The organism is Sphingobacterium paramultivorum, from assembly GCF_014109745.1.
GTDB lineage: Bacteria > Bacteroidota > Bacteroidia > Sphingobacteriales > Sphingobacteriaceae > Sphingobacterium > Sphingobacterium paramultivorum.
This window is the reverse complement of record NZ_CP058555.1, coordinates 3,557,589-3,574,165: the sequence shown is the minus strand read 5'-3', so window position 1 is coordinate 3,574,165 and position 16,577 is coordinate 3,557,589. Positions and strand designations below refer to the sequence as shown.

The window sequence follows — 16,577 nt, the reverse complement described above, 5'->3', positions numbered from 1 at the left end:
GAATTAATGAAACATAGCAATGAATAGATATCAATATGACAGTATATGCATAGGAAGATCAACCATGACTTTCTATCCTATAATGTCAATACTAAAGCTAATTTTACTCTTTTTGTTTCTTTTGCAAGCGCTCAATTCTTTTGCGCAGGAAACTTCGGGTACAATTAACGGAAAGGTGCAAAGTAGCAGTGGAACTCTTGTGGAGAAGGCGACCGTTACTGTGATACACACACCAACGGGGACCCGTTATGTGCAATCGACCGATAAAGATGGACGTTTTACTTTAAATAATATTCGTATTGGAGGTCCATATACAGTTGATGTAAGCAGCATTGGATTACAAACAGAGCGTAAAGAAAATATATTTGTGCGTTTGGGAGAATCCTTGCAAGCTGATTTTATTATGCAACAGCGTAATGAAACACTTAGTGAGGTAGTTGTGACTGGCCGGAAAGCTGATACAAGGGCAGGGACAGTAGGGACCGGAAATCATTTCAGTGGCGAGCAAGTCAGGAATATGCCTACAGTCAACCGTTCGATTACGGATGTAACTCGGCTTACCCCTCAAGGAAGTCGCGATAATAGTTTCGGTGGTACAAACTTTAGGTATAATAATGTCACGATAGACGGTGCCATCAATAATGATGCAATAGGTTTTAGCCCCTCTCTTGGCGGACAAACGGGGACCTCAGGAATGGCGGGGAGCAGTACAAGAACAAACCCCATATCAATAGATGCCATCCAGGATATGCAAGTATATTTGGCTCCCTACGATGTCAAGATTGGAAATTTTACAGGTGGTTCGGTCAATGCTGTCACTCGAAGTGGTACAAACCAAGTTGAAGGTTCGGTTTACGCCTATGGACGGAATGCCGCATTAACGGGTAAGGACCGTGTGGGAACTTTGGGGAAAATGAATAAAGATTTTTATGATTATCAAACAGGTTTCCGAATAGGATTTCCTTTAATAAAAGATAAATTATTCTTTTTCAGTAATGAAGAGTTTACCAGGCGTCAAGATCCTACGCAGTTGCGTGTTGGAACTATCGAAACAGCTCATATCCTAGAGCAGCGTGATGTAGAAGCAATAGCCGAAGCTGCTCGTTCTCGTTATGGTGATATTTTTAATATTGGAACCGCAGGTAATTATACAAATTGGTCCCGGTCAACCAAGTTTTTCAATCGTTTAGACTGGAATATAAATGCCAAACATCAGTTGGCAATCCGTAACAATACAATCTTTAGTAAGGCAACTCACATGGATCGGGATCAACAGGATTTTCGGTTCAGTAGTATGGCCTTTGAACAAGAGAACAACCAAACAAGTACCGTTGCAGAATTGAAAAGTAGATTTAGTAATAATCTTTCTTCCAATATTGTGTTGGGATATACACAGGTAAATGATCGACGTGACCCCTTAAGTGATCCTTCCTTACCTCAGGTACAGATACAAGGACGTACACCGGGCACAACAATTTATCTTGGAACTGATCGTGAAGCTAGTATATTTAACATGCGACAAGGTACCTGGGAGATTACGGCCAATCTAAATTGGACAAAAGGTAGGCATAAATTGTTATTTGGAACACATAATGAGCTTTATCGCATTCGGTATGGGTTTGTTAATAGTTGGAATGGTCGGGTTGATTACAATAGTATTGCAGATTTCGTCGCGAATGTTCCGTATCGTGTAAGAGGAAGTTACAACTATAAGGATAATTCCCGTTCTTACATTTTGGATCATCCCGCGGCTAACTTCTCTGTTGATATGTATAGTCTCTACATTCAGGATGAAATCCGTATAAATGATCGTTTCCAAATCATACCTGGGCTCCGTGCGGATTTGGCAGCTTTGCCAACAATGCCGACACGAAGTGATAAAGTCAATGACATGTGGTCTGACCCTACTTTTGGTACAACCTACACTTATACACCACCGAATCGGTTAAGAAATGAGTTTCTAAATAGGATACAGTTGTCTCCGAGAATTGGCTTTCGATGGGAGGCAATGGACAATAAACAACTGACTGTCCGGGGGGGCGCCGGTTTGTTTACAGGGCGTATACCGTTTGCTTGGTTGGCTTATGCATACTATAATACGGGTAACAGTTACGGTGCTTTCGATCAAAAAGCAGATCAGAAACCATTTGCACCTGGGTCTGACCCTATAAAGCCAAGTCCGAATGGAATAGGTGAGTTTATAGCGCAGAATGGCGCTGTCATTAATGATCCAAGCACCGGAAAAACACAGGTTGATCTGGTCGATAACAATTTTGTGCTGCCGCAGGTGCTGCGGTCCAGCTTGGGTATAGATTACAAAGTTGAAAGCTGGAAATTTACGATTGAAGGCATTTATACAAAGAATATTAAAGATGTTCTATTTCAGCAGCTGAACAACAAGGATAACCCATTATGGTATGGGTATGACGTCAATAAACAACAACCTGTTTATAGCGGTACTGTGGATAATCGTTTCTCGAATGTATATCTTCTGAGTAATACCAATCAGGGGTACCGCTATAGTATAACAGGGACCATTGGGAAAACGATCAAAGAAAAATTGAATGCTACACTGAGCTACACCTATGGAGAATCAAAGGATTTAAGTAATGGCGTACGTAATTCTATGGAAAGTAACTGGCAACTGAATCAGTCACTTGTCCCTAATAATCCAAAGTTAGCTTACAGCAATTTCGATATCCGTCACCGTATCGTTTCGAGTATAAATTACGAACAAACTTGGCGTAATGCAGGACGTACGAATTTTACCTTGTATGTCAGTGCGCAATCTGGAAGTCCATTTACCTATGGTATCGTCAATAACAGCATACAAGGCTTGCCACAGCAAGTAAGTTTGGTTTATATTCCAAGACCGACGGAAGCAATTCATTACTTTAAAGATCTTGCAAATGGTCTTTCTGCTCAGCAGCAAGCAGATGCTTTTAATCGGTTCATTGATGGTAATGATTATCTGAGCTCTCGTAGGGGTGATTTTACAGAGCGTAATATGGGACGTACACCATGGAATGTACAGGCAGATCTTCGAATTGCACATGATCTCTTTCTTCAGAAGTCAAAGAAACAATTTATAACATTTTCGGTGGATGTTATGAACTTGACTAATCTAATCTCCAAGAAATGGGGTATTCAATATTTTTCACCCAATACATTTAATTCGACGAGTAGTGTGGGCCTTACCCCATCATTATTTCCGCCGAGGCAAAATGCTGATAGCTGGCCCGTATTTACCTTTAGTGATCCTGGGCAGCCTTATAGCATCGATTATTTTAACTCAAGAGCACAAATACAATGTGGGGTTCGATATACATTCTAGTTTGGTCATTTGGGAAAAACCTAAAAGGATAGCGGATATATAGTTACAAGAATTTATTCCAATGAAAAATACAATTAATCTAGTCATCATATCTATATGGATGGCTATTGCGACGATCGGTTGCAGTAAAAAGGAAGAATTGGTCGATAAAATTCCGGCTAAAGTGGATAGTTATTACCCTAATTCTGGTAAAGCTGGCACACTAGTTACGATTGAAGGACAGGGCTTCAGCGGGGCAATTACAGAATTTTCTGCAACAGTTGCAGGGAGTTCGGCAGAAGTGATTAGCGCTACTCCAACATCGGTTGTTTTACGTGTGCCAAAAGGTGACAAAAGTGGAGGAATTGTCTTGAAGTATGGAAGTAATAGTTTTGATGTTGGTACTTATACCTATCAAGATCTTTCAGTCTCAAAAATTTTTCCGACAAATGGTACAGGAGGCACCCAGCTACGGATTGATGGGGAGGGGTTTGGTAGTACAGATAAACCTGCAGAAGTCTATGTTAATGGCAAAAAAGCTTTGGTTGTAAGTGTCACAGATAAAATAATCGTTGCAGAAATTCCCGAAGATGCGGGGTACGGTGCTGTAGAAGTTCGTGTGGATGGTAAAAAGTCGCAAGGACAGAATTTTACTTATCAGGTCGTCCGCAGTATTAAACCATTAACAGGTGGGGCGGGAACCAAAGTTACCCTAACGGGTGAAGGCTTCGAAAAAGTCAGTTCGGGGAATATCGTTGATTTCAATGGAAAGATCGCGGTCGTATTGGAGTCTAGTCCTGAAAAAATTGTCGTAGTGGCTCCAGCTGGCGTCAGTACAGGACTTCTATCCGTGAATATCAATGAACAGAAAATTTCAGGTCCGAAATTTACGGTTGTAGGCAAGCCTGAAATTGGCGCAGTTTCTCCTTTGAGTGGCCCAAAAGGGGCTGAAATGACAATAAGTGGGCTATTGTTTAGTAAAGAACTTGACGAAAATCAGGTTTTTATAAATGGAAAGCAAGTTGCTGTTTCTTCAAGTAGTGAAAATCAGCTTAAGTTGATCATCCCTGGAGGAACTGGATCCGGAAAGGTAAGGGTTGTAGTCAACGATCAATCCGTGGAAGGACCACAGTTTAAGGATCAGACGCTTGGTATTCGTTCTATAAGTCCAGACAATGGTTTGGCGGGAACAAGTGTAACCTTATTGGGAACTGGATTTAGTACAAATGCTGCCGAAAATAGGGTTTATTTTAATGGCGTTTTGACCCCTGTGACAAGTGCTAGTGAGGATAAATTGGTTATGGAGGCACCACAGGGTGTTGCAACAGGCGAGGTAAAGGTAATCGTTGGCGGTCAGGATGCTTTAGCACCGCAACCGTTCCGTCGCGCAGGTGTAATGACATTCGTAGGGGGGCCAGGAAGTACGGTATTCGGCAATAACCTAGCTGGAATGGCGATAGATGCGCAGGGAAATTTATATGTCGCAGATCCAGAGAATAAACAAGTTAAAAAGGTATCCCCGACTGGAAGTGTATCTATTTTGCAGGTAGATGGTGCCAATGCTGTATTCGACTATCCTACAGGAATAGTTGTTGACCCACAAAACAATATTTATGTCAGCGATCAGCGAACAAATCAGATCTTTAAAATTACACCTGCGGGCAAACGCACTATACATGCAAAAGGATTTTCTCCGGGTTCAATGTGTTTAGATCTGTCAGGGAATTTATATGTCGCAGTAGCTGGTTTTGCGCAGGGTATAAACAAAGTCAACGTGGCTGGAAATTATACTAAGGTACCCGGACCTAGTTGGGTAATGGCTAAGCCCTTTGTGGATAGTCAAGGAGTTTTGTATTATTCGGATCAGAATACGAGCAGCAATAACGGGATCGAAATTGTAAGACCGGGTGATGCACGTGGGGAACGTTGGGTTGGAGGTTCGGATGCGGGCTATCAAGATGGGATTGGAACGAACACATATTTCAACGGAATAGGCGGTATCACAGCAGGATTAAATAACAGATTGATTGTTGCCGATAACTACAATTATGCTATTCGGGAGGTCAATATGTCGACACGAGAAGTGACTACTTTGATAAAGGGAACGAATGGATATGTGGATGGTACTTTATCGACAGCACGGTTTGGTCTGATAAAAGATGTGGTAGTAGATAAAGATGGTAATATCTATCTTCTGGATGTTGGTAATAAAGCTATTCGGAAACTGTTTCTGAAATAACAATTGTACATAAATCCCCGATGCAATCGTATTGTTTTTTTAGGAGATCCTCTCTTTGAAAATAATGCGGAGTATGTGTCGGGGATTTTTATGTTAAAATTGAAAGGACACCTTTAACTATTGAGGCAAATAGACAATGATTAAAGTGTATTATTCGCAAGTAAGAAGTCTCCGTAGAAATCGGGGATATTGCTCTCGTAAATTGCATTTGCGACAGCTGTTATTGGGTAATCTACTTTAACGATCTCGGCATTAATTTCTTTATGAGATAAGGTTATTATTGCGTAGGTCGCTTTTCTGTCTTTTTCTTTACTACGCCCGACTGAACCACCATTGATAAACAAGACGTCTCCATCCTGTTGAATATAAGAATGGTGTGTATGCCCCATCACCAGAATATCGATTGCTCTTTGCTTTAATTGAGTCGATAGAGCATGCTTTGGAGTTGATTCATGGATGTACTCGTCGTTGCTTTGAAGGCTCGCGTGCACAAGCAGTATTTTCCTGAGGCTCGTTCCAAGCTTGAAGGTTAGTTCAATGTTGTAGGGTAATGTTGCTAACCACTTTTTATGAGGGGCCGATATCTCTTTTTTACTTATGTTGATGGCGATTTCCCGATTTGAAGTCTCTATTACATCATGGTGTGGTAAAGGGATAATGGCTTCGTCAAAAGCAATTCTCTGGTCATGGTTTCCTAGTAGACATGGAATGTTTTTTTCTTGTATTCTGTCAATGACTTCATTACCCCAAGGTGCGAAATCAACAAGATCACCTAAGCAGTAGATTTGTGTTAATCCTCTATTTTTGATATCTGTTAATACCGCATCCAATGCAATTAAATTGGCATGAATATCACTTATTATGGCAATTTGTATCATATTCTTATACTACAAACATAATCATTCGGGTAATCAGTCAACGTACAATTTATGAGCTAAGGAAGAAAATGATAATAGCATTATAATTTTTATGCTAAAAGGGGAGAAATTGGTTGAAATTGGTGAAGAAATACTTTAAAATAAGCACATAGCTAATAGCCTCAGCTATGTGCTTATTTAGGTGGTACGTTACTAAAGATTCATCCCGCCGGATACCTCAATACGTTGTCCGTTGATCCATCTTGCGTCTTCGGTACAAAGGAAGGCAACCACACCGCCGATATCGTCAGGTACACCAGCACGTCCTAAAGCTGTAACAGCTGCAATATGCGCATTTGTTTCTTTGTTATCCCGCACATGCCCGCCGCCAAAGTCTGTCTCGATTGCACCGGGAGCGACAACGTTTGCTGCAATACCACGGGGACCAAGTTCTTTGGCAAGATACCTCGTCAATACCTCGATTGCTCCTTTCATCGAGCCATAGGCAGATGATCCCGGAAATGCAAAACGTGCGAGACCAGAAGAAATATTGATAATACGTCCACCATCGTTCAAATAGGGAAGAACTTTCTGCGTGAGAAAAAATACTCCTTTATAATGGATATTATAAGCTGTATCGAATTGCTCTTCCGTAGTTTCCATGAAAGGGGCGTATAATGCTGTTCCGGCATTATTGATTAAGAAATCGAAGTTTGGTTGTCCTGTTTCTTGTTTTATATGCTGTGTAACTCGTTCGATGAAGAGATCAAAAGACTGCACATTGCCTGCGTCTAATTGGAATGCGGCAGCCTTTTGTCCCAAAGACTGTATATGTGAAACCACATGATCTGCTTCTTCTCGATTACTGTTATAGGTTAAGATGACATCGATTCCTTTTTTCGCGAGATTAATTGCCATGTTTCTACCTAAGCCACGACTTCCGCCTGTTACCAAAGCTATTTTATTTGTAGTCATTTTTGATTTGTTTTAAGATTCAACAACACAAAGGTCCTTTAAAAAGACGGATTCTCCTTTGCAATAAGCAAATGGATATTTGTAAAATTCAAATTATAACGTTTGAGAGCGGAAATTGTTTGGTGCCAAACCTGTCTGTTTTTTGAAAAAATTTGAAAAGTGGGCTATCTCTTCAAAGCCAAGTGAAAATGCGATTTCAGAAATGTTCCAATCGGTTTGTCGTAGCAATATTTTAGCTTCCTGTACGATCCTAGCGGCAATGACATGGCTTGTTGTTTTACCTGTATTTTCTTTTAGGGTTTTATTCAGGTGGTTGACATGTATGGCAAGCCGTTCCGCAAAATCATTAGCTGTTCGTAGTTGTAGGCGTTGCATTGGGGATTCAATGGGGAATTGCCTTTCTAGCAATTCTATAAATAGAGATGTGATTCTATTTGAGGCATTAGACGTTGGATTCGTCATACTCTTTGGCTGGAGTTTTTGCCCATAGTGGATAATTTCCAGTACATAATTTCGCAGTAGATCATATTTAAACACGTAATCTGAAGATAGCTCTTTATTCATTTTTAGAAAAATTTCTTCTACTTCAATTCGTTGCTCAGGTGATATTTGAAAAATAGGAAGTCCTCCAGGTTGAAAGATCGGCAGATCATCTATGATCACACCACTTTTATTCCTTGCCAGAAATTCATCGGTGAAAACGCAAAAATAACCTTTTTGATCTTCGTCCTTTGGTATCCAATGGTAAGGAACTTTCGGTGTGGCAAATACAAGTGCTGATTCATCGATTTCGATTACTTTATCGGCATATTCGGCTATGTTTTTCCCTGTGATTAAGCTTATTTTGTAGTAGGTGCGCTTATTGTAGGGCATGACCGGTTTGTCTTTTAATTTAGCTGCAAGCTCCTCAAAGCTGAATACATTAAAATGACCAATTTCTCTTGCTATTTCCTTTGGAATACCGGCATTGATCTCCTGATAAAACTGTTCTATGGAAGTCGTTTTCATTTAAAATCTATTTGCAATAATCAAATGTAATTGTTTTATATTAAATTCAATACTTGCGGTGATATTTTTGGATTTCGTTATTCTCATCTTAATGTAAATTGCGAAATTATATTTTGCACAATATAATTTCTTGTTATACATTTGTGCAGTCAAAACAAATTAAGATATGAAAACGTTATATAACATCGGCGCGACAGCCAAAGGAGGACGAAACGGTCAGGTAACAAGTGAAAATGGTGTATTGGATTTAGCGGTTCGCATGCCTAAAGGTCTTGGTGGAGCAAATGACGATTATGCTAACCCAGAGATGCTTTTCGCTGCCGGTTATGCCGCCTGCTTTGATAGTGCCTTGAATTTGGTGATCAGATCAGAAAAGGTAAAAACTGGAGAAACTTCTGTCACTGCTCGTGTGAGCATAGGGCAATTGGAAAATGGAGGCTTTGGGCTTGCAGCAGAATTACATGCCAATATTCCGGGAGTGAGTTTGGAAGTCGCCCAGCAATTGATTGAAAAAGCACATCAGGTTTGTCCCTACTCAAATGCAACAAGGGGTAATATAGATGTTAAATTGACTGTATCAACTAACGAATAATAGATGAATAACTTGGCTAATGTGCTGACAGCGCTCGTACTCTTAGAACATGTATACATTGTATGGATGGAAATGTTTGCTTGGGAAACTGCAGGAAAACGTAGTTTTGGCAAGGCTCTCCCTGCTGAGCTTTTCAAACCCACCAAAGGACTTGCCGCAAATCAAGGCTTATATAATGGTTTTTTAGTTGCGGGTTTAGCTTGGTCCTTTTTTATCAATGATCCGGTCTGGAGTGGAAATGTACGCCTGTTTTTTCTAGGCTGTGTCCTTGTGGCTGGGGTTTTTGGTGGAATCACAGCGAGCAAAAAGATATTTTTTGTACAAGGAGTTCCTGCATTGTTAGCAATATTATCCATGATTTTCTTAAAATAATTAAATAATTATATGTCACTAATAGAAGATTTACAATGGCGTCATGCTGTGAAAGCATACGATCCGACAAAAAAAGTTAGTCAGGAAAATGTAGATAAAATCGTTGAGGCAGCACGCTTTGCACCGACTTCCTCGGGCTTACAGCCATTTAAAATATTGATTGTTGAAAATCAGGCATTGAAAGAAGAATTGGCAAAAGGAGCACTAAATCCAGACTGTATGCGTGAATGTTCACATGTGCTTGTTTTCGCTGCATGGGATCGCTATACGGAAGAACGTATTGATAAAGTTTATGATTTTACAACGGATGAACGAGAACTACCTCGTGGACGTTTTGGTTCCTATACAGAGAAGTTAAAGTCAATTTATCTGAATGAAGCTGCAGAAAGAAATTTTGCGCACACGGCAAGACAGACTTATATAGCCTTAGGTTTGGCTTTGGCTCAGGCAGCTGAACTTCGTGTCGATTCTACCCCTGCAGAAGGCTTCGATAACCATGTGGTGGATACGGTATTGCAATTGGAAAAACATGGATTAAAAAGTGTCTCGTTAATGTATGTTGGTGTCGCAGACAGTTCCCGGGATTGGATCTCAACAATGAAGAAGGTTCGAATACCCAAGGAAGATTTTGTTGTTGAGTACAAATAGTTGATTACTGTTTTTCAATCCCTTAAAAACTCAATATCTTTGTAAGATGGATGATTTATTAAAATTAGATAAGCAGCTTTGCTTTTCAGTCTATGTGCTACATAGAGAAATTATGCAGCAATATCGAACTATCCTTGAAGAGATTGACTTGACCTATCCCCAGTATATCACCATGATGGCTTTATGGGAGAATGATGAGCAAACAGTAAATCAATTAGGGGCTAAGCTATTTCTAGATAATGGAACGCTTACGCCACTGTTGAAACGTTTGGAGACGAAAGCATTGCTTACCCGGACACGAAGCAAAGAAGATGAACGCGTGGTGAAAGTACGGCTTACCGTACAAGGATTGCAATTAAAGGAAAAGGCGAGCTGTGTTCCCATGCAGATTTTTGAAGCCTTAAAGCTCGACTATGCGGATATGGTTCAGCTTAAAGCCTTGGCAGAAAAAATCGTGAATAATGTTGGAAACAGCTAGTTTTTTTTGATATGGATTGTCTTGAGCTATAAATGTTCACGTGCCTTTTATTATACATCATTTTAGCATATTTCGGATTTTTTGACAGGACTATAATGTGGAGATTCGTGGTATGGAAAATGTCATTCAAAACATAGAAAATCTAGATTGGCCTGCAATTACAGAAGAAATGCATAAACAGGGTTATGTGGTCATTCCAAATCTATTGACAGATTTACAATGCGATCTATTAAAAAAAGGGTATAGCGATTCGACGCTCTACCGTAAAACTGTCGTTATGGAGAGATATCGATTCGGAATAGGAGAGTACAAATATTTTGACTACCCACTACCAGAGTTGATTCAAACAATTCGATCCCAACTTTATCCCCATCTGGCCGTCATTGCTAATGCTTGGTTTCGCGCGCTGAAAGTCGATAAGTCGTTTTCGATGAAACATGAAGACCTTTTGACTGATTGCCGCTTGAAAGGATAACAACAGGCAACAGTATTGATTTTGAAATATAGTCAAGGAGGTTTCAATACCCTACATCAGGACTTATATGGAGAAATCTATTTTCCGATGCAAGCGGTGTTTATGTTGAACGAGCCAGAAATAGATTTTACAGGGGGGGAATTTGTCCTAACGCAACAAATACCTAGAACGCAGTCAAAGGCTATTGTTTTGAAACCCCAAAAGGGAGATCTCGTGCTATTTGCGACAAATTTTAGGCCTGAGAAAGGACGAATCGGATATTTTAGGGTTAATATGAAACACGGGGTGAGTGAAGTTACGGCAGGTGAACGCCATGCGTTGGGTATTATTTTTCACGACGCCGAGAGATAAAACCCGCACAATGGAATGGCATAAAAATATATCAGATGCTTCATTGCACGCCAAGATTCGAACGGGAGAAATTCGCTTAGGAGGCAATGAAAAATTAAAAATTTATGGATTGCTTTGTTGTATTTCGGGAAAAAGGATGAAGCGGGAGAACAGGGTCTTTTTTGCCACTAAGCAAGAAGCGCTACAGCATCAATATCGTCCTTGTGGGCACTGCTTAAAAGCGAACTATGTTGAATGGAAGGAAAAAAATAGGAGATTTGGTGAAGTGTAGGTCGCATTAAGTTCTCTTATATAGAGCATCTAAGTAAATCGAGTTTGGAAAAAGCATCTTATGTCAATTTCCTTGTGTATTGTTGAATTTTGTGTTTATCTTGAGGCAGGGTTAATTATCGTAGATCAAAAGAAAAATGCGTTTATTTTCGATTGCTGTTTATTTTATTTTTTCGGCTCTGCTGTTGATAAGCTGTGAAGAGCGGAGGCGAGATACTAAAGTATTGAGTTATATAGCGCATAGTGAACGGGATAGTGCCCGTTTGGATCTTAATCTTTTCGAGAGCCGTTTTCATGGTAAATTGTTCTTTTATAGACCTGGAGGTGAGGTTGATTCAGGAGATATTCGCGGCAATATCCAAAAAGACACATTGCTTGGGGACTATTATTATACGCCATTTGGCTGGGGACAGAAAAAAAGAAGACCCTTTGTTTTATTAAAAAAAGGGTCTCTGTATATTTTAGGTACAGGAGCGGAGCAAGTGTATATGGGAATTCCACATTATATACCTTCAACCGTCAATTTCCAAGACCCAAAGTTTATCTTTGAGAAAGTTAATCACTAGCCCTAATCATCTAAAATAGGCGTCTACAGTATATTTTTTAAACGAATATATTGTAGTAGCATAATGGTTTTTCCATCTTTGATTTCACCTGTATCAATCATATGTAGTGCTTCTTCGATATTGATTTCTAGAATTTCAATATGCTCTTCCTCTTCTTCTAAACCACCGCCATCGCCAACTTTCATGTTATTAGTGTATTCTGCTATAAAAAAATGTAGAATTTCAGTTACAGAACCTGGAGACATATATGCTTCAAATATCTTTTTTGCTTCCTTGATCTGATAGCCTGTTTCTTCTTCTGTTTCCCTTCGTATACAGTCGTGGGGAGAATCTTGATCAAGTAGACCTGCACAAGCTTCGATAAGCATGCCTGATTCATTTCCGTTGATGTAGGTGGGTATTCGAAATTGTCTTGTTAATATGACTGTTTGAGTACTGGTATTATAGAGTAAAATGACAGCTCCATTGCCACGATCATAAGCTTCTCGGCTTTGTTGCTGTACCGTGCCATCGGGTTTGCTGTATTGATAAGTCACTTTTTTTAAAGTGTACCAGTTGTCTGATAGAATTTCAGTTTTTACAATTTTAATATCTTTTATTGCCATTTTTAGCGCGTTAAAGTCAAAATATAAAAATAAGAATTGCAATCCAAACTAAGCAGGAAAAACTAAGAGAAGCTTTGATGTATGTCGCGATTCTCCATGGTGCTACCCAGCGTAGTCGAAGCGGGATAAAAAGTAGGATAAAACCCATTGATAAACTAACAGGTATAATCCAAAAGAAATCAATTGGTGCAATCCGACTGTGGCGAAGTAGCGTAACAACCAAAGCAGTAACTAGCGTCAAAGAGAGGCACAAATTTGAAATTATTTTTTCTTTCTCTGGCCGTTCGTTACTGGAGCCTTGGCCAAAGATGAAAAGAGTTGTGTCCATTACAAGGTTAATAAGCTCAGAAATCATTGATAATGGTGCTTTTATGTAAAAATAACAAGTTTTTGTTTCGCAAATGGACTTGCTGTTTATTTTTAACGAAGAAGTATTGGAGCAAAATTTAGTTTATGCTAGGTATTGGCGAACCTCAGTCCGTTCTAAATTGCTTTGGATTCAGACCTGTATGTTGTTTGAAGAAATTGGAGAAGTAAGGAGAGTCGACGAAACCAAGTTTGAACGAAATTTCTTTGATAGATAGATCGGTTGCTTTTAACAATCGTTTTGCTTCCAAGATAGTTCGTTGCTGAATGAGCTGGCTTGGAGATACTTCGAGCTTTTGACGGCAGATTTTAGTAAGGTGCGGGGTGGATATATTAAGTTCTTTCGCATAGAAAGATACCGACTTCTCATGCCGAAAATGGATATCAATTAACTCCTGTAACTTTAAGAGACGTGGATTGGATTCATTATTTTGTTCATTTTGGACTACCTTTTGTACCTCTTTGCTTAGTATCGATGCGATCACAGCTGTGCGAGAATAGATAATAGCAGGAACGCAATTGTGGTCCTCAAGTTCTTTTCTTATCGCATTAAATTCATAATAAAGTAGAGCAAATGTTTCGTTGGAGAGTGAGATAACAGGATTACGTTGATAGTAAGCGAATGAAAAACGGAAATTGGGTGAAAATTTCTCGAAGTATTCTCTATCAACCATCAATTGGAAACCAGTTGTATTGGCCCCTAATTTCCAGCTATGAACTTGTTTTGGAAACAGGATATGGATTTGATGACGATCAATGTGATAATCTTTAAAATCAATCGTATGGACACCTTCTGCTTGGTCAAAAAGAACCAATAAAAAAAAGTGATGTTGATGTGGACGCGCTATATGATGTTCACCACGTAATTCTGAGTATAAATATCCTTGATTACCTGCAAGCTGGTCTTTTCTAAATTCTTGAATATCTATTGTCGGAAATAACTCCATCGAAATGATTTTGAACCTAAATATAGGTGTTTTATTTTAAACCATCTTCCAGTACCTGTTTGTTGATGGTGAATTCACGATAGCCAAAGGCTCCAGACTTATAACCAATTACAGCACCAAATTCAATGCTTTTTGAGGAAGAGGTCTTTGGGAATACAGAAGAGCGGTATACATTGGCCGCAGCTAAAGGTTTTTCGAAGACGCGAAAGTGTAGACCATCCTTTGAATAGGCTAGATAATTCATATCTGAGGTAAATCGATCGACGTTTCCAATTGCCAGACATAGAAAATAGTATCCATCAATATAGGAGCCTTGCAGATGCCAAGTCGAATATCCCTTGCTGAATTCTAGCCAAGGTTTATTCATAAATTCAACTTTCTTACTGTCGCGATAAGCGGTGAAATCTAAGCCATTTGTAGAAATACGCGATAGGATATTGGTCATAATTGGTGCTTTGTAGCTTGGCATGAAATCCACTTCGTAACTCGTCGTTAGGTTTTTCGAATTTCTCACAAATGTTGGTGAAAGGATATGGTTATCTTGGAAAGATGTAGGTTCATTACTATTATACACGAGTTCCAGCGGTGTCCAGTCAATCCCATTTTTTGATGTTTGTCTTACAATAACACGTTCAGCTTCTTCATTTAATTTTTTATTGTTGTTTGCGCTTTTGGCGCCCCATTTTTTTAAAATTTTGCTTGAGAAAAAGCAACCTCTATAATATAGTTCGAATTCCTCACCGTTGAAATTCCAGTCTACATCGGACCAATAACCTTGATTAGGGCTGCCGTCCTTTTGGATGAAAGAATCTTCTAGTGCCGGACGTCGTTGAATAGGATTTATTAATCCTACCGGAGTAATCCATTCTTTTCCATCATTAGAAACTACCACAGTCGGATTTTCATAGAGTGAGGCGGTACGGTCTGACCCGATTATGCCAAAATATGGCGTAAATACCATCCAATATTTGTATCCTTTGAAACCGGCAGGGAAATATTCAACATCTGGGTGGCAATAACTCGCACTATTGCCAGAGATATCGCGTATCCAGCCTGGGAATTCTTCGCCGGGTTGGTTTGCATTGGCAATTGTATTAATTTTTATTGAACCTAGATCACTTGTGAAACCTGTAGGAATGGGTAATTTATCTTTTTCAATGACTTCGGGATCAGGTGGTACAATTCCTGGATGAATATCTCTTTTACAACCAATAAATAACAAAAATCCCAAAAAGAAATAGGCAATTCTCTTAAATGACATATAGAATCAATAAAAAATAAATGATAGTACCTTACGGTCTTACTTTCCCTGTTAATCTTAGCTAAATGATAGCAAAAATGATCTATTTTTTTTATTTCTCAAAATCGATTTTAAAAAATATTTTATATGTCGTAAATATTTGGTTTTCTGATTTATAAATGTCTTTTTGACTTGTATTTATGATGTGGAATCCGTCCTTGTACCCCTTGTTTAATCCATCAATTGGGAAAGATTTGAACGTGTAATTTCATTGACTTTAACAGCCAATCGTTTTCAGTACGAAAGAACGGTTGCGTAGCGCAAGTTATTCATTGTTTCATCATCTTGTGGCTTAGTCGGGGAAATAAGTTCGTTGGTGATGAAGTCAAGACCTTATTGTTCAGGTTTTAGACAATAAGTAAACTTAAGATTTAATCGTTAATTTTATGTTGTTTTATCAATTAGCATACTCAAAATACGAATGATAAGGACAATTGATGATGGAAGATGGCCTACAATATACAATAGTTAAACCTGATGAAGCGATCGCAAGTTTTGTGGATAGCTTTTGGTGTTTGCGTAATGAATCTGGCGTTATAAAGGAAACCATCGGTTTGCCAGATGGACGTGTTGATTTGTTTCTTTTCAAATCTTCTGTAGATAACTTTCGGATCGTTTTACTTGGTCTAGGAACAATGCCCCATGAAGAAGCGACTATTCCTATTGACGGACAACTATTTTGTATCAGCTTTAAATTGCTTGGGGCGGAGTATATTTTAAAAGAAAGTATTGCCGGTATCATCAATACGGGTAAGTTTCTTTCGACTGATTTTTGGGGTTTTTGTGAATTGGATTTAGTTGATTTTGAGTTATTTGTTGTTAAATCTGTACAAATTATTAAGTCACTTCTTCCTTCTATGATTGATGAGCGAAAGCGTAAGTTATTTGAACTGATCTATCAGCGTAAGGGAGCGATTTCAGTTGCCGAACTCTCCGAACAGATTTTTTGGAACAGCAGGCAAATCAATCGTTATTTTAATCAGCAATTTGGACTTTCTTTAAAGTCGTACTGTAATATTTTACGTTTTAGGTCCTCATTGAATCACATTGCAAAAGGGAAACTTTTTCCAGAGGAACATTTTTTCGATCAGACTCATTTTATTAAAGAGATTAAGAAATTTTCGGGAGTAGTTCCCAAAGAGCTGTTAAAAAATAAAAACGACCGATTTATACTATTATCATCGCTTACATCTCAATAGTTTTGTTTTATGAATT

At 39.0% G+C, this 16,577-nt stretch carries 15 protein-coding genes and 1 pseudogene; 10 read left to right on the top strand and 6 right to left on the bottom strand.

All coding sequences use genetic code 11. From position 1 onward, the window contains the following. Positions 1-82 precede the first annotated feature (82 nt). Positions 83-3,334, top strand: a complete 3,252-nt coding sequence (locus HS960_RS15120; protein WP_182329898.1) for a TonB-dependent receptor — start codon at positions 83-85, stop codon at positions 3,332-3,334. A gap of 61 nt (positions 3,335-3,395) precedes the next feature. Further along, entirely contained in the window at positions 3,396-5,552 is a 2,157-nt protein-coding gene (locus HS960_RS15115; RefSeq protein ID WP_182329897.1) for an IPT/TIG domain-containing protein, read from the top strand. Positions 5,553-5,692: 140 nt separating this feature from the next. On the opposite strand, the gene HS960_RS15110 is transcribed toward HS960_RS15115, so the two are convergent. The 3 genes from HS960_RS15110 to HS960_RS15100 all read right to left on the bottom strand — a co-directional run bounded on the left by HS960_RS15110 (position 5,693) and on the right by HS960_RS15100 (position 8,392). Further along, entirely contained in the window at positions 5,693-6,430 is a 738-nt protein-coding gene (locus HS960_RS15110; protein WP_159729778.1) for a metallophosphoesterase family protein, read from the bottom strand. Positions 6,431-6,622: 192 nt separating this feature from the next. Next, positions 6,623-7,384 carry an SDR family NAD(P)-dependent oxidoreductase gene (locus HS960_RS15105; protein ID WP_159729776.1) on the bottom strand — a complete coding sequence of 254 codons (762 nt, stop codon included), beginning with the start codon at positions 7,382-7,384 and terminating at the stop codon, positions 6,623-6,625. 93 nt (positions 7,385-7,477) lie between these two features. Continuing rightward, entirely contained in the window at positions 7,478-8,392 is a 915-nt protein-coding gene (locus tag HS960_RS15100; protein ID WP_182329895.1) for a helix-turn-helix domain-containing protein, read from the bottom strand. A 166-nt stretch (positions 8,393-8,558) separates the two neighbouring features. Here HS960_RS15100 and HS960_RS15095 point away from each other — a divergent pair, with 166 nt between their 5' ends. The 7 genes and pseudogenes from HS960_RS15095 (at position 8,559) to HS960_RS15065 (ending at position 12,144) form a co-directional block, all read left to right on the top strand. Beyond that, entirely contained in the window at positions 8,559-8,984 is a 426-nt protein-coding gene (locus HS960_RS15095) for an organic hydroperoxide resistance protein (RefSeq protein WP_182329893.1), read from the top strand. 3 nt (positions 8,985-8,987) lie between these two features. Then, positions 8,988-9,356: a DUF1304 domain-containing protein gene (locus tag HS960_RS15090; RefSeq protein WP_145327696.1), complete on the top strand. Its 369-nt coding sequence runs from the start codon at positions 8,988-8,990 to the stop codon at positions 9,354-9,356. A 12-nt stretch (positions 9,357-9,368) separates the two neighbouring features. Next, entirely contained in the window at positions 9,369-10,004 is a 636-nt protein-coding gene (locus tag HS960_RS15085) for a nitroreductase family protein (RefSeq protein ID WP_182329891.1), read from the top strand. Between the two features lie 46 nt (positions 10,005-10,050). Continuing rightward, positions 10,051-10,482 carry a MarR family winged helix-turn-helix transcriptional regulator gene (locus HS960_RS15080; protein ID WP_159729766.1) on the top strand — a complete coding sequence of 144 codons (432 nt, stop codon included), beginning with the start codon at positions 10,051-10,053 and terminating at the stop codon, positions 10,480-10,482. Between the two features lie 112 nt (positions 10,483-10,594). Then, positions 10,595-11,308 (top strand): annotated as a pseudogene (locus HS960_RS15075) (2OG-Fe(II) oxygenase). Positions 11,309-11,318: 10 nt separating this feature from the next. Then, positions 11,319-11,579, top strand: a complete 261-nt coding sequence (locus HS960_RS15070) for an Ada metal-binding domain-containing protein (protein ID WP_159729762.1) — start codon at positions 11,319-11,321, stop codon at positions 11,577-11,579. A 136-nt stretch (positions 11,580-11,715) separates the two neighbouring features. After that, a complete protein-coding gene (locus HS960_RS15065) occupies positions 11,716-12,144 on the top strand; it encodes a hypothetical protein (RefSeq protein ID WP_159729760.1) in 429 nt (142 codons plus the stop codon). 23 nt (positions 12,145-12,167) lie between these two features. Here HS960_RS15065 and nudK read toward each other — a convergent pair whose 3' ends face one another. From nudK to HS960_RS15050, 3 genes are all read right to left on the bottom strand, one after another. Continuing rightward, a complete protein-coding gene (nudK, locus tag HS960_RS15060) occupies positions 12,168-12,749 on the bottom strand; it encodes a GDP-mannose pyrophosphatase NudK (protein WP_159729758.1) in 582 nt (193 codons plus the stop codon). 473 nt (positions 12,750-13,222) lie between these two features. After that, the gene (locus HS960_RS15055) at positions 13,223-14,062 is read right to left on the bottom strand and encodes a helix-turn-helix domain-containing protein (protein ID WP_159729756.1); all 840 of its coding nucleotides are present in this window, start codon (positions 14,060-14,062) and stop codon (positions 13,223-13,225) included. Between the two features lie 31 nt (positions 14,063-14,093). Further along, a complete protein-coding gene (locus HS960_RS15050) occupies positions 14,094-15,323 on the bottom strand; it encodes a hypothetical protein (RefSeq protein WP_159729754.1) in 1,230 nt (409 codons plus the stop codon). A gap of 476 nt (positions 15,324-15,799) precedes the next feature. On the opposite strand from HS960_RS15050, the gene HS960_RS15045 reads away from it, so the two are divergent. After that, positions 15,800-16,561: a helix-turn-helix domain-containing protein gene (locus HS960_RS15045; RefSeq protein WP_228280031.1), complete on the top strand. Its 762-nt coding sequence runs from the start codon at positions 15,800-15,802 to the stop codon at positions 16,559-16,561. The last annotated feature ends 16 nt before the right edge of the window (positions 16,562-16,577 follow it).

Excerpts from the sequence above, each read along its gene's own strand:
- HS960_RS15115 (WP_182329897.1), top strand. The coding sequence starts at position 3,396 with ATGAAAAATACAATTAATCTAGTCATCATATCTATATGGATGGCTATT.
- HS960_RS15045 (WP_228280031.1), top strand. The coding sequence starts at position 15,800 with ATGATGGAAGATGGCCTACAATATACAATAGTTAAACCTGATGAAGCG.
- HS960_RS15055 (WP_159729756.1), bottom strand. The coding sequence starts at position 14,062 with ATGGAGTTATTTCCGACAATAGATATTCAAGAATTTAGAAAAGACCAG.
- HS960_RS15110 (WP_159729778.1), bottom strand. The coding sequence starts at position 6,430 with ATGATACAAATTGCCATAATAAGTGATATTCATGCCAATTTAATTGCA.
- HS960_RS15085 (WP_182329891.1), top strand. The coding sequence starts at position 9,369 with ATGTCACTAATAGAAGATTTACAATGGCGTCATGCTGTGAAAGCATAC.
- nudK (WP_159729758.1), bottom strand. The coding sequence starts at position 12,749 with ATGGCAATAAAAGATATTAAAATTGTAAAAACTGAAATTCTATCAGAC.
- HS960_RS15080 (WP_159729766.1), top strand. The coding sequence starts at position 10,051 with ATGGATGATTTATTAAAATTAGATAAGCAGCTTTGCTTTTCAGTCTAT.
- HS960_RS15105 (WP_159729776.1), bottom strand. The coding sequence starts at position 7,384 with ATGACTACAAATAAAATAGCTTTGGTAACAGGCGGAAGTCGTGGCTTA.
- HS960_RS15065 (WP_159729760.1), top strand. The coding sequence starts at position 11,716 with ATGCGTTTATTTTCGATTGCTGTTTATTTTATTTTTTCGGCTCTGCTG.
- HS960_RS15100 (WP_182329895.1), bottom strand. The coding sequence starts at position 8,392 with ATGAAAACGACTTCCATAGAACAGTTTTATCAGGAGATCAATGCCGGT.
- HS960_RS15070 (WP_159729762.1), top strand. The coding sequence starts at position 11,319 with ATGGAATGGCATAAAAATATATCAGATGCTTCATTGCACGCCAAGATT.
- HS960_RS15095 (WP_182329893.1), top strand. The coding sequence starts at position 8,559 with ATGAAAACGTTATATAACATCGGCGCGACAGCCAAAGGAGGACGAAAC.
- HS960_RS15120 (WP_182329898.1), top strand. The coding sequence starts at position 83 with ATGTCAATACTAAAGCTAATTTTACTCTTTTTGTTTCTTTTGCAAGCG.
- HS960_RS15090 (WP_145327696.1), top strand. The coding sequence starts at position 8,988 with ATGAATAACTTGGCTAATGTGCTGACAGCGCTCGTACTCTTAGAACAT.
- HS960_RS15050 (WP_159729754.1), bottom strand. The coding sequence starts at position 15,323 with ATGTCATTTAAGAGAATTGCCTATTTCTTTTTGGGATTTTTGTTATTT.